The organism is Bradyrhizobium sp. 155 (assembly GCF_023101105.1).
Taxonomy (GTDB): Bacteria; Pseudomonadota; Alphaproteobacteria; order Rhizobiales; family Xanthobacteraceae; genus Bradyrhizobium; species Bradyrhizobium canariense_D.
Genome location: NZ_CP064704.1, coordinates 945,632 through 957,883, shown reverse-complemented (window position 1 = coordinate 957,883; position 12,252 = coordinate 945,632). Strand labels below are relative to the sequence as shown.

Sequence of the window (12,252 nt, the reverse complement as noted above, 5' to 3'; positions counted from 1 at the left end):
GCACGCGCTTAAACGCTTTGTTTGCCATTTCGGTGAATAGTCCCTCAATGAGTATGGTTAATTTTCCCTGTTGCGTTGAGTGGGCACCTATATCTGAGGTGCGTGGCGTAGAGCGAAGAGTACCCCCTCAGCTCGCGGCACTTGGAATGAAAGCTGGGGATCATGCTTGACTATAACCAGCCGATAGATCGGGCCAGACCGGAGGCCCCGCAGCACCGGCCTCAGGCCGGCTTCAACGTGCTGGAGCTGGTCAATCTGCTCTGGCGGCGGAAGATCGCGATTGCCGTTGCCGCGCTGCTCGGTGCGACGCTTGCCGTCACCGTGGGCAAGAGCCTGACGCCCCGCTACACCGCCACCGCCCAGCTCTATGTCGACCCGCGCGAGCTTCAGCTCGTCGACCGCGAGCTAACGCCCCGCGCGCAGGACGTCTCCGGCATGTCGATGGTGGTCGAGAGCCAGGCGCGCCTGATCACCTCCAACAGCGTGCTGCTCCAGGTGATCCAGCAGGCTGATCTGGACAAGGATCCCGAATTCGGCGGCGGCGCCGACGGCAAAGGCGTGATGTCGTCGCTGCTCGGCCTGATCGGCCTTCAGCCCCACGCGCCCTCCGCCGCGGAGAAAAAGGAAGTGCAGCTCGCCGCCCTCGAGGCGCTGAACCGGCACATCACGATCCGCAAGACCGAGAAGAGCTTCATCGTCGATATCGAAGTCTGGTCGACCGATCCGGCGAAAGCGGCAATGCTCGCCAACACGCTGACCAGCGCCTACCTCGCGGAGTCCCGCAACTCGCAGGCGTCAGCCGCGCGGCGCGCCACCAACGATCTCTCCGGCCGCCTGAAGGAACTGCGCGAGCGGCTGCGCAACGCCGAGACCGTGCTCGCGACCTACAAGGCCCAGAACAATTTCGTCGGCACCCAGGACGCGCTGATCAGCGACCAGCAGCTTTCCGCCAGCAACCAGCGGCTTTCCGCCGCCCGCGCCGCGACGATGGACGCGCAGGCGCGCCTCGACCAGATCGAGGCGAGCCGGCGCACGACGGCAGATGCAGGCGCGAACTCCGAGGCGCTGCAATCGCCAACCATCGCCAACCTGCGCGCGCAATATGCCGACGCGCGCAAGAAATATGCGGAGCAGGCCGGCGAACTCGGCCCGCGTCATCCAGCGCTGCGCCAGACCGAAAAGCAGGTCGAGGATCTCAAGCGCACCATCAACGAAGAGATCGACCGCTTCGCCCAGTCCGCCAAGAACGATTTGACGCGCGCCCGCGACTTTGAAGCCTCGCTCAGCCGGGCGCTGGAGGCGCAGAAGCGGCAGAGCGTCCAGCTCAGCCAGGCCGCCGTGCGCCTGCGCGAACTCGAGCGCGAAGCCGATGCCAGCCGTGACGTCTATCAATCCTTCCTCAAGCGCTCGCGCGAGACCGAGGAGCAGGAGACGCTGAACACCTCGGCGGCCCGAATCATCGGCGAAGCGACGGTGCCGCAGCGGCGCTCGTTCCCGCCGGCGATGAGCCTGTTCGCCATGATCGGCTTCATCTTCGGCGCAATCGCTGCATCGAGCTGGTTCGTCGCGGCAGAGCTGCTGGTGGCCGGTGCGTTCGCACCGGCGCCGGCCCGTCCCAATCGCACTCCGTTGCCGCAAGCTCCGCGAGCTCCAGAGCCTTCGCGGGCGCCGGAGACTGCCCGGTCCCAGCCGGTCTCGCGAGCCCCGGAAGTCGCGGAGGCACTGCCGGAACTCGCCGCCCCGCCGCTGCAACCTTCGATGGTCGAGAAGCCCCTGATCGAAAAGCCGCTGATCGCGCGCCTCCAGGAGGCCGACGTCATCCACACGCTCGGTGCCATTCTCGCCACCGGCGGCGGCATCGACCTCACCCGGCTCGGCTGGCCAACGCTGCGCCCCTGCTTTCCACTGACGACGCTGCTCAACGCCTGGCGCGACATGCGCGCTACGGCGGCCCGGCGCGCCGGCGGAAAGACAATGCCGGTCATCGCGCTCGTCGGTGCCGGTGAGACCACCGGGCGCAGCGTGACCGCGCTGAATTTCGCGCTCGCGGCCGCGCGCGACGGCGCCCGGGTCCTGATGATCGATGCCGACCATCAGGCGCACCCGCTCTCGAACAAGGTCAGCCGTCCCGTCAAGAGCGAGCCCAGCAAGGTCGGATGGCTTTCGATCGGCAGCAAGGCCGCGCGCGAGATCAAGACACTCAACGGCATCTCGATATTGCCGGCCGCCGAACGCGACGCCGGCAAGGCCACTGACGCCATCCGCAAGGCCATCGAGCAGGCGCGCTCCGCCGGCGGCTATGACCTTGTGATCCTTGACGGCCCCGCGGCGCCACTCACGGCCGGCAGCCGTAAGCTGCTCGATGATGCCGACGCGCTGGTGGCGGTGCTGCCGACCAGCCTCGACATCAACGACGGCCTGGAGGAGATCTTGAGCACACTCGGCCGCGCGGAGCGCAAGCTCGTCGGCGTCGTGCTCGACGAACTCACCCCTATGGCCCAAGCTCGCCAACGAGGCAGACAATATGCTTGAGCGCCGCATCAATCTCGATGGCCGGGCCGCAACCGCCGACGTGCCGCGGATCACCATCGGCGGCCTTCGCATGGCCGCACTCGATCTGGAAGCGACCGCAAATTTCATGATCGAGGCGACCGATCCGCGCCATCGCATCGGCCGTCCGCTGCACCTGACCTCGGCCAATGGCGAGGTGCTGGCGCGGTGCTCGACCGAACCCGAGACCGAGCGCCTGTTCCGCAGCGCTGACCTGATCAACGCCGATGGCCAGCCGCTGGTGGCGGCGTCCAGGCTACAATCCTGGTTTCCGTTGCCCGAGCGGGTCGCCACGACGGACCTGTTTCACGTCGTCGCGCGCAAGGCTGAAGCGGTCGGCCGCACCTTCTACATGTTCGGCGCCAGCGAGGACGAGAACGCCCTTGCGGTCGAGAACGTCCGAAAGATGTATCCAAACCTCAAGATCGTTGGCTACAGCCACGGTTATCTCCGTGGCGACGCGCTGCGCGCGAAGGTCGACGAGATCAACGCGCTTGCGCCGGATTATCTCTGGGTTGCGCTGGGCGTGCCAAACGAGCAGGCGTTCGTCGAGGAATTCACCCCGCATCTCACCAATGTCGGCGTCATCAAGACATCCGGCGGCCTGTTCAACTTCTTGTCGGGAAGCCGCGCCCGCGCGCCGCGATGGATGCAGAAGATCGGGCTGGAATGGGCTTGGCGCACCTTGCTCGAGCCCCGCCGCCTGTTCTGGCGCTATTTAACCACCAACCCACGCGCAATCTATCTGCTGTTCAGCCGCCATCGGCCCTTTAATAATCGCTGAGTAGACGACGACATGATCGCCGCCGGTTGCCAGCCCCGCCTGCGCTATTTCAACGCCAGCGGCGCCGGTATTGCGCCTTGCGGGCCGGGCTCATAAGCGGCTAAAGAGACTGTCACAGTCGGTGTCGGCAACTTTCCCGGCCGCCGCGTGTTTTGTATGGCCGCCGACACAAGCGGCACAATCGGCTCAGCCAATTGCGCGAGCCAGCTTTTCACAGCGAAGGCCACGATCGAGTCCGCGCATCGGCCTGCTTTCAGGCGCGACCCAAGGGAGCACGGAACGAATGCATCAGGCCGCAAACCTGCAATTCGAGCGCATGATGGACGAGCTCGTCCTCTGGCAGGCCGTACCGGAGGGCGAACGATCGCCAGCGCCGGCCTGGTGGTGGGGTCCGGCAATGGCGGTGCTCGACGCGCACGAGCCGATGCCACACGCGTGGTGTTCTGAACTCGGTCTGAGCCACGACTCGAGCTTTGCCGAAGGCGCGCACGCCCTGCTCGCCCTGTTCGCCAAGCAAACCTCGCCGACCTGGCCGGATGATTTTCCGCGCAAGGCGGAAATCAAGGAAGACGACGCCCGCGAGCTGCACCCGCAGCCGTCAGACGACAGCGCTTTTCAACCGTAGCGCCGCGGCCGCGGTGGCGGCATGGTCCGGCTCCGGCTGGAGCGGCGGCGCGTAGGGCAGCTCCATGGGCTGCAGCAGCTCGGCCATCTGCCGCGCCGGCAGCGGCTTGGAGATCAGGAAGCCCTGCATCTCGTCGCAGCCATGGGCGCGCAGGAATGCCTCCTGTTCGGCATTCTCGACGCCTTCCGCCACCACGGTCATGCCGAGCGCCTTGCCCATGCTGATGATCGCCTGCGCGATCGCCTGGTCTTCCAAATCCTGCGGCAGGTCGCGCACGAAGGAGCGGTCGATCTTGATGGTGTCGATCGGGAAATGCTTCATCAGAGACATCGACGAATAGCCGGTGCCGAAATCGTCGATGGCGAGACGGATGCCGCGACTCTGGATGGCGTCGAGCACCTTGAGCGCGCGCCCGACGTTGCGCATCATCATGCTCTCGGTGACTTCGAGCTGGAGCAGCACCGGCGACATTCCACTTGCGGCGAGCGCCTCGTCGACGTCCTGCAAGAGATGCTCGTCGACAAACTGGCGCGGCGACAGGTTGACCGCCATCGATACCGGCAAAAGGCCGCGGCGCTGCCAGGCCATGGCTTGCGCGCAGGCCTCCTTCACCACCCAGCGGCCGATCGGCACGATCAATCCGGTCTCCTCCGCAAGCGGAATGAACTGCGCCGGCGAGATGCTGCCGAGATCGGGATGCCTCCAGCGCAGCAGGGCTTCCACGCCGGTGATCTGGCCGGTCTCCATGTCCACCTTGGGCTGGTAGTTCAAAGTGAACTGATTCCGCTCCAGCGCCCGGCGCAGCGCACTCTCCAACGACAGCCGCTCGATCGACTGCGTCTTCACTTCCTTGGAGAAGAAGCGATAGCCGTTCTTGCCATCTTCCTTGGCGAGATACATCGCCATGTCGGCGTTCTTTGTTAGCATCTGAACGTCGGAGCCGTTGGTCGGATACATCGCGATGCCGATCGAGGCCGTGGTGTGGCACTCGTGCCCCGCTAGCTCCATGGGCTCGGCAAGCGCCGTCAGCAGCCCGGTCGCGATGCGCTGGACGTCGTCGACCTCGCCGCATTGATCGAGGATCACTACGAACTCGTCGCCGCCGAGCCGCGCCACCACGTCGCTTGCGCGCAGGGCACCACGCAGCCGGTTGGCCACTTCGAGCAGGAGCAGGTCGCCGGCCTCGTGGCCCAGCGAATCATTGATGACCTTGAAACGATCGAGGTCGATGAACAGCACCGCAAAGCGCTGATCGTGGCGCTGCGCCTCGTCGATCGCCTCATGCAGCAACCCGTTGAAGGTCTCGCGGTTCGGCAGGTCGGTCAGGCTGTCGTGCGAAGCGAGGTATTCGATTCGCTCGTCGGCCTGGTTTTTCTCGTCGGCCCGGTCGAAATTCTCCATCGCGAAGGAGACGTTGTCGGCGAGGCGCTGCAACAGCTCGACGAACTCGGCCGTGAAGGTGCCGGGCTCGGTCGACATGTAGATCATGACGCCGACGGCCCGATCGTGTGCGACGAGGGGAAAAGCCGCGCCCGACCGCGCGCCGTCGTTGCGGACAATGGAATGAAAGGCGCGAACGCGATCGTCATTGAGATAGTCGTTGCTGATGCAGGGCTGGCGGGTGCGGAACGCCGTGCCGCTCATTCCGCGCCCCTCGGGGCGCTCGGGGTCGATTGATAGGCGGACATTGCGCGTGGTGTCAGACGACGGTCCGGCGCTCGACACGATCTCCAGCTGATCGCTATCGACCCTCGCCAGCGCAATGGTGGTCGAGGTGAACTTGGCGCCGTTCGATGCGGCGAGACAGACGAGGTCGAACAGTTCGGCGCGCGACTTCGCCCGCATGATCGCCTCGTTGGTCGCGCTCAGCGCCGCGAACATGCGAGCCAAACGCTCCGTCCGCGCCTCGTTGCGGGCCTTTTCCTCGGCGCGATCGAAATTATCGAGTGCAAATGACACGTTCTCGGCGAGGCGCCCGAGCAACTCGACCATATCGGGTGTGAACGTATTCTCTTCCGGCGCGAGGAAAAGCAGAATGCCGATCGGCTCCTGGCCGGCGCGCAGCAGCGGGAAGCTGGCAGCCGCTCGCGTTCCATCTTCGATCGCCTTAGAGTGCCAATGCGCCGCTCGGAGGTCGTGGAGATAGTCGTTGATGACGCTGGGCCCGCGGGTCCGCAGCGACATCCCTATGATTCCGCGACCCTCAGGATGGTCGGCGGAAACAAAGCAGGTGCGTCCCACCATCCGCTCCTGGAGGCGCCCCTTCACGGCGACCACGCGAACGAGTTCACGCTGGTCGTCCATAATGCCGATTGTCGCCGAGGCGAATACGCCGCCGAGCACGGCTGCCTGGCACGCCCCTTCGAACAGCTCCTCGCGCGTCTTGGCGCGCATGATTGCCTCGTTCGTCGCGCTCAGCGCCTCGAACATGCCGCTCAACCTGTCACGCTGCCTGTCGGCCTTCGCCTTCTCGTCGGCACGGTCGAAGTTCTCCAACGCGAAGGCGACATTGGCCTGGAGCTTGCGCAATAGCTCGACGAATTCGTCCGTGAAAGTGCCGCACTCGGGCGAATTGAACAGGAATACGCCTTCGACGCTGTCGCCGTTGAATAGCGGCATCGCGGTTGAGGACCTAATGCCATTGCGACGCGCGCTGGCGTGCCAAGGCTTGAGGCGGGCGTCTGCCAGGACGTCGTTGCTGATACAGGGCCGCCGCGTCCGGAACGCGGTGCCGGTCAGCCCTCGTCCTTCCGGCTCCTTGTCGCTGACCGACAGCCTGAAGGATCGCACTTCCTCGGCGTTCGGTCCGAAGGACGCAACAACACGAAGCAGTCCCGCATCGCGGTCAAGCAATGCAATGGAGGTCGAGGCGAACTTGGCGCCGTGCACCGTGGCTTCGCAAACCAGATCCAACAGTTCGCTGCGCGACCTTGCCCGCAGAATGGCTTCGTTCGTCGCGCTTAGCGCTGCGTACATACGCGCCAGCCGATCCTCCTCCAAGGCGATCTGGGCCTTCTCCTTGTCGCGGTCGAAGTTCTCGAGCGCAAAGCACACGTTTTCGGTCATGCGCAGCAACAATGCGACGATGCCTTCGTCTTTCGCCCAGGCTTTGCTCACGAAGAAAAACAGCACGCCGATGCTGGTGCCACGCTTGATCAAGGGAGCAGCCACGCAGGCGACGGCGCCGGCATTGACGTTGGCCTGCTCCCAGGTGGTCCCCTTGGTGCGATTGACGAGGTCGTCCTCGACGATCGCTTGCTGGGTCCGGAACACCTCGCCGGAGATGCCCTTGCCGTAGGGACTCTCCGGATCAATCGAGTAGCGCGACTGTCTGATCAGATCCAGATTATGTCCGGTCGCTGCCACCGGCGTCAGCCATTCGGAATCCGGCTCGTGCAGCAGAACGAAAGTGGCAAGCGATTTGCCGCTATAAACAGCGGCGTCGCAGACCCGCTGGTACAAGTCCAGCTCAGTGCTGGCTTGCAGAATTGCTTCGTTCGTCGCACTGAGCGCGCCGAACATGCGGTTGAGCCGCCGCACTGCCCGCTCGCCATCCAGGCGGGCTCCCTCGGTCGCGAAGCTCTCCAGCGCGTGAGAGATATTGGCCGACATCCGCTCGAACAACGAGACCATCGCCTCGTCGAGCGAGCCGGCGCCCGACCGCGTAACATACAACACCCCAATACTGCGTCCCATGCAGACCAGGGGTAGCGCCGCGGCCGCGCCGACACCCGCCGCCACCGCGCCGTTGCGCCATGCCAGCGAACGCGGATCGTTCAGGAAATCGTTGCTGATGCAGAGCTTCTGGCTGCGGAACGCCTCGCCGCCCACGCCCAAGCCTTCCGGCGTGCCAGCCTGCGTGGTGATCTCGATCGCGCTCAGCCGCGCCACGTCATCGCCGCGACCAGCGGCAAAGCGAAGCTTATGGCCATCCGGCTCCACAAGGAACACGGCCACGGCCATGAAGTCTCCACTCGCAAACCCGGCGTCGCAGACCTTCTGGTACAGCTCATCCGGCGATTTCGCGTAGAGGATCGCTTCGTTGATGGCGCTCAACGCCGCAAAGGTGCGCGCGAGTGTCGTCGGCACGATCTCAGCTCCCGGGCATTTCTGCCTTTTTTTCCCGGATGACGTTATGACCGGCGATCGCCTAAGTGGTCGTTATTGCGCGCTGCAAACCATCGATCAAAGTGAACGAGCTGCGAACGACCTGCGCCAATCTGTCGAAAATGCCACCGCGCGGGACGAATCTTCGCCCGACGGCCCTGCTCGCTGCGAATTTGCAGCCCTGTATTGGTTTACAGGAGATTGATATCGCAGCCGCGCTTTGAGACCATGGCGCCCAACAAGCAGCCTGTTAAGGGCACCATGCCGGGGAAGCGCCATGCCGATCGTCCATGCCGACCGCCTCACGCGCATCAGCGCAGCGCTGCTTCGGGTTGCCGGGGCTTCCGAGGAAGAGGCCGACGCGGTCGCAAACGGCTGCGTCAACGCCAATCTCGCCGGCCACGATTCCCACGGCGTGATCGCCATTCCCACCTATGTTGACCGGATCAAGGCCGGCCACATCGTGCCCGGCGCCAGATGGACCATCGTGCAGGAATCGCCGACGACGACCGTGATCGACGGCCAGTGGGGTTTTGGCTTCCACGTCAACGCCAAGGCGATGGCGCTGACGATCGAGAAAGCGAAGACGGCGAATGTCGCCGCCTGCACCGTGTTCCGGCAAAGCCATGTCGGCCGCCTCGCCGCCTATCCGCTGATGGCAATGCGCGAAGGCATGATCGGGATCGCAACGGCGGATTCCGGCCGTTCGCCGAAGCATGTGGCGCCATTCGGCGGCAAGGAGGCACGGCTCGGCACCAATCCGATCTCGATCGCGGTGCCGTCCGACCTCGATGCGCCGTTCTACCTGGACATGGCGACCTCTGCGGTCGCGGCCGGCAAGATCCAGCTCGCGGTCGCCCGCGGCGAGGAAATCCCGCCGGGGTGGATCATCGATGCCGAGGGACGGCACACTACCGATCCAACCCAGTATCGCAAGGGCGGCGCGCTGCTGCCGCTCGGCGGCACCGAGGGCTACAAGGGCAGCGGCCTCGCCGCAATGGTCGAGGTCCTGTGCGGCCTGCTCACCGGCCTCGGTTTCGGCGTCGAGCCCACGGGCCGGCACAATGACGGCTGCTTCATGGCCGTGTTCAACGTCGCCGCGTTTCGCCCGCTGCAGGATTTCAAGCGCGAGGTCGCCGAGTTCGCACACTATCTCAAATCGACCCCGCCCTCCGAGGGCAGCAAGGGCGTGTTCTATCCCGGTGAGATCGAGGGCTTGCGTGAGCAGCAGCGCCTGCGCGACGGCATCGAGATCGAGGATGCGACCTGGGAAAAACTGCGCGCGCTGGCGCGCGAGTACAGGCTCGACACGGTCCTCGACCTGGCCTGACGGATTTCGGCCTGACGCAATTCGGAGAACAGCAGCATGACGCGGCAGATGGTACTGGTCGGCTTCCTTCAGGCCCAGAACTGCACGAATTTGCCGAGCTCGTGGCGACATCCGGACTCGCGCGACGATTCGATGTCGGCGGACTATTATCAGGAGATCGCCAAAATCCTCGAAGCCGGCAAGTTCCACATGGCCTTCTTCGACGACCGGCTGGCGATGCCGGACCGCTACGGCAACGATCACGCCCACACCGTCGAATACGGCATCCGCTGCGTGAAGATGGATCCGCTGATCGTGCTGACGACGATGGGCATGGTGACGGAGAAGCTCGGGTTGGGTGCGACCGGCTCGACGACTTATTTCGAGCCCTTCGACATCGCCCGCCGCTTCGCAACGCTCGACCTGATGTCGGGCGGACGCGCCGGATGGAACGTCGTGACCTCGCTCAATGACGGCGAGGCCTTCAACATGGGCCGGGATTCTCATCCCGAGCACGACGCCCGCTATGACCGCGCCGACGAATTCATGGAGATCGTTCTCGGCCATTGGGACACCTGGGAAGACGGCGCGCTCATCATGGACAAGACGAGCGGCCGCTTTGCCGATCCGGCCAAGGTGAAGCGGCTCGATCACAAGGGCCCATTCTACAAGTCCCGCGGTCCCTTCACGGTGCCCCGCTCCGACCAGGGCCATCCCGTGATCATCCAGGCCGGCGCGTCCGGCCGCGGCCAGCGCTTTGCAGGACGATGGGGTGAGGTGATCTTCACCGCTGCACGCAATCTCGCCGCCGCCAAGGAAGGCTATGCGTCGGTGCGTAACGAGGCCGCGAAAGCCGGCCGCGATCCGGAGGCGATGTTCCTCTGCAACCTGACGACACCGGTTTGCGCCGCGACCAAAGCCGAGGCCGAAGACAAGATGGCGCTGATCAACAAGCTGCCGCTGCAGATCGACGCGCTGTCGCTGCTGGCCGAAGCGCTCAACTACGATTTCGCCTCCAAGGATCTCGACGAGCCGCTGACGACTGCAGAGCTGAAGAGCATGCAGGGCATTCTGGGCATCCGCGACGGCGTGCTCAAGAACTCCGGCAAAAGCAATCCGAGCGCGCGCGACTTCGTCACCTTCTCCGGCCGCGGCCAGGTCCAGGATGCGATGGTCGGCGGTCCCAAGGAGATCGCGGACAAGCTCGAAGAAATGTTCGTTGAGCGCGGCTGCGACGGTTTTGTCATCGCCGCGACCTATGTGCCCGGCTCCTATGCCGATTTCGTGCAACATATCGTCCCGGAATTGCAGCGGCGCGGATTGTTCCAGAAGGAATATCGCGGCAAGACGCTGCGGGAAAATCTCGGGCTCAAGCGGCCGGCTGCCGGCGACTGGAAAGTGCAGCCGCGCGATGCCGCGGAATAACAACGGAGACACGGCATGCGCTGGCTGAAATTCACCGCTGCGGACAAGACGTCCTGGGGGATCGTCGAGGGTGACCAGGTCATCGCGATCGAGGGCGATCCCTTCGGAGAATGGCAACGCACCTCGCGCACGTATCAGCTCTCGCAGGTCAAGATCGAACTGCCGCTGATTCCGCGCACCTTCTACTGCGTCGGCTTGAATTACCTCAAGCATCTGAAGGAAGCCGCCGACAAGCGCGGCGAAGTGCCTGCTGTCCCCGACCGCCCCGAGATCGGCTATCGCGCGCAAAACGCGCTGATTGCGCATGACGAGGACGTCGCGATCCCGTCCTTTGCGACGGACAAGATCCACTACGAAGGCGAACTCGTTGTCGTCATCGGCAAGAAGGTGAAGCATCTCACCAATCAGAATGCGATGGATTGCGTCTTCGGCTACACCATCGGCAACGACGTCAGCGAGCGCAGCTGGCAGAAGGCCGACCGCAGCCTGTGGCGCTCGAAGAACGCCGACACGTTCAAGCCGATGGGCCCGTGGATCGAGACCGAGGCCGACCTCGACAAGATGGAAACGATCGTCCGGGTCAACGGCAAGGAGACCAACCGCTTCCACACCAACGACATGATCTTTGGCGTGGTGCCGTTCCTAGTCGAGCTGACCAAGTATTTTACGCTATGGCCGGGCGATGTGATCTGGATGGGCACGGATGGTGCCTCGCCTGATATCAAGCACGGCGACGTCGTGGAGATCGACATCACCGGCATCGGCACGCTGCGGAACAGGTTCGTGCGGGAGGAGCGGTGATCCTCATCCTGAGGAGCTTGCGAAGCAAGCGTCTCGAAGGATGAAGGCCCGGTTGTGGCGTCGCGCTTCGAGACGGCCGCTACGCGGCCTCCTCAGCACAAGCTCAAAACGGCAGCGCGACGCCCGTCTTGATCTCCTTCAGCACCACGTTGCTTCTGACATAGCGGATGCCGGGAATGCGGAACATGAAGTCGTCGAGGAATCTGTTGTACGCCGCCATATCCTGCACGACGACACGCAAATGGTAATCGGCATCGCCCGTGGTCGCAAAGCACTCCAGCACCTCACGCCGCGTGGTCACCCGCGCGACGAACTCGTCGACGAATTTTGCGTCGTGCCGTTCCAGCGAGACGTGGAGGATCGCGGACATCGCAAAGCCGGCCTGCTCGCGCGCGACCAGGGCCGCATAGCCCCGGATGGCACCGCTCTCCTCCAGCGCGCGCACCCGGCGCCAGCATGCCGAAGTCGACATGCCGACTGCGTCGGCGAGCTGCTGGTTGGTGGCGCGGCCGTCCTTCTGAAGATAGGCGAGAATCCGCGCGTCCTGGTCTTCGATCATGGAAACCACCAAAATGGATTAATCTACCTTCCCGTAGATCGTTTTGGATAACTCTACCATAATAGGTACGCCATTCGGAAAGAAAGGTAAGA

Annotated in this window: 9 protein-coding genes; 7 read left to right on the top strand and 2 right to left on the bottom strand. The window is 64.2% G+C overall.

The window, feature by feature from the left end:
• The first annotated feature begins 162 nt into the window (after nucleotides 1-162).
• The 3 genes from IVA93_RS04595 to IVA93_RS04585 all read left to right on the top strand — a co-directional run bounded on the left by IVA93_RS04595 (nucleotide 163) and on the right by IVA93_RS04585 (nucleotide 3,959).
• Nucleotides 163-2,532 carry an exopolysaccharide transport family protein gene (locus IVA93_RS04595; protein WP_018453398.1) on the top strand — a complete coding sequence of 790 codons (2,370 nt, stop codon included), beginning with the start codon at nucleotides 163-165 and terminating at the stop codon, nucleotides 2,530-2,532.
• The gene (locus IVA93_RS04590; protein ID WP_018453397.1) at nucleotides 2,525-3,334 is read left to right on the top strand and encodes a WecB/TagA/CpsF family glycosyltransferase; all 810 of its coding nucleotides are present in this window, start codon (nucleotides 2,525-2,527) and stop codon (nucleotides 3,332-3,334) included. The genes IVA93_RS04595 and IVA93_RS04590 overlap by 8 nt, the downstream gene beginning before the upstream one ends.
• Before the next feature lie 283 nt (nucleotides 3,335-3,617).
• Nucleotides 3,618-3,959, top strand: a complete 342-nt coding sequence (locus IVA93_RS04585) for a hypothetical protein (protein WP_018453396.1) — start codon at nucleotides 3,618-3,620, stop codon at nucleotides 3,957-3,959.
• Here IVA93_RS04585 and IVA93_RS04580 read toward each other — a convergent pair.
• Nucleotides 3,933-8,048, bottom strand: a complete 4,116-nt coding sequence (locus tag IVA93_RS04580) for a sensor domain-containing phosphodiesterase (protein ID WP_018453395.1) — start codon at nucleotides 8,046-8,048, stop codon at nucleotides 3,933-3,935. The genes IVA93_RS04585 and IVA93_RS04580 overlap by 27 nt on opposite strands.
• Before the next feature lie 46 nt (nucleotides 8,049-8,094).
• Here IVA93_RS04580 and IVA93_RS04575 point away from each other — a divergent pair, with 46 nt between their 5' ends.
• The 4 genes from IVA93_RS04575 to IVA93_RS04560 all read left to right on the top strand — a co-directional run bounded on the left by IVA93_RS04575 (nucleotide 8,095) and on the right by IVA93_RS04560 (nucleotide 11,601).
• Nucleotides 8,095-8,271 carry a hypothetical protein gene (locus IVA93_RS04575; protein ID WP_157642888.1) on the top strand — a complete coding sequence of 59 codons (177 nt, stop codon included), beginning with the start codon at nucleotides 8,095-8,097 and terminating at the stop codon, nucleotides 8,269-8,271.
• Nucleotides 8,272-8,343: 72 nt separating this feature from the next.
• Nucleotides 8,344-9,396, top strand: coding sequence for an Ldh family oxidoreductase (locus IVA93_RS04570; protein WP_018453394.1), 1,053 nt, complete (start codon nucleotides 8,344-8,346; stop codon nucleotides 9,394-9,396).
• Nucleotides 9,397-9,432: 36 nt separating this feature from the next.
• Nucleotides 9,433-10,800 carry an LLM class flavin-dependent oxidoreductase gene (locus IVA93_RS04565; protein WP_018453393.1) on the top strand — a complete coding sequence of 456 codons (1,368 nt, stop codon included), beginning with the start codon at nucleotides 9,433-9,435 and terminating at the stop codon, nucleotides 10,798-10,800.
• Nucleotides 10,801-10,815: 15 nt separating this feature from the next.
• Complete coding sequence (locus IVA93_RS04560; protein WP_018453392.1) at nucleotides 10,816-11,601, top strand: fumarylacetoacetate hydrolase family protein; 786 nt, start codon at nucleotides 10,816-10,818, stop codon at nucleotides 11,599-11,601.
• Nucleotides 11,602-11,704: 103 nt separating this feature from the next.
• Here IVA93_RS04560 and IVA93_RS04555 read toward each other — a convergent pair whose 3' ends face one another.
• Entirely contained in the window at nucleotides 11,705-12,160 is a 456-nt protein-coding gene (locus IVA93_RS04555; RefSeq protein ID WP_018453391.1) for an Lrp/AsnC family transcriptional regulator, read from the bottom strand.
• Between the last annotated feature and the right edge of the window lie 92 nt (nucleotides 12,161-12,252).

Bases quoted from the DNA above. Each gene is read 5' to 3' on its own strand.
- IVA93_RS04595 (WP_018453398.1), top strand. From the start codon at position 163: ATGCTTGACTATAACCAGCCGATAGATCGGGCCAGACCGGAGGCCCCG.
- IVA93_RS04590 (WP_018453397.1), top strand. From the start codon at position 2,525: ATGCTTGAGCGCCGCATCAATCTCGATGGCCGGGCCGCAACCGCCGAC.
- IVA93_RS04585 (WP_018453396.1), top strand. From the start codon at position 3,618: ATGCATCAGGCCGCAAACCTGCAATTCGAGCGCATGATGGACGAGCTC.
- IVA93_RS04575 (WP_157642888.1), top strand. From the start codon at position 8,095: ATGACCGGCGATCGCCTAAGTGGTCGTTATTGCGCGCTGCAAACCATC.
- IVA93_RS04570 (WP_018453394.1), top strand. From the start codon at position 8,344: ATGCCGATCGTCCATGCCGACCGCCTCACGCGCATCAGCGCAGCGCTG.
- IVA93_RS04565 (WP_018453393.1), top strand. From the start codon at position 9,433: ATGACGCGGCAGATGGTACTGGTCGGCTTCCTTCAGGCCCAGAACTGC.
- IVA93_RS04560 (WP_018453392.1), top strand. From the start codon at position 10,816: ATGCGCTGGCTGAAATTCACCGCTGCGGACAAGACGTCCTGGGGGATC.
- IVA93_RS04555 (WP_018453391.1), bottom strand. From the start codon at position 12,160: ATGATCGAAGACCAGGACGCGCGGATTCTCGCCTATCTTCAGAAGGAC.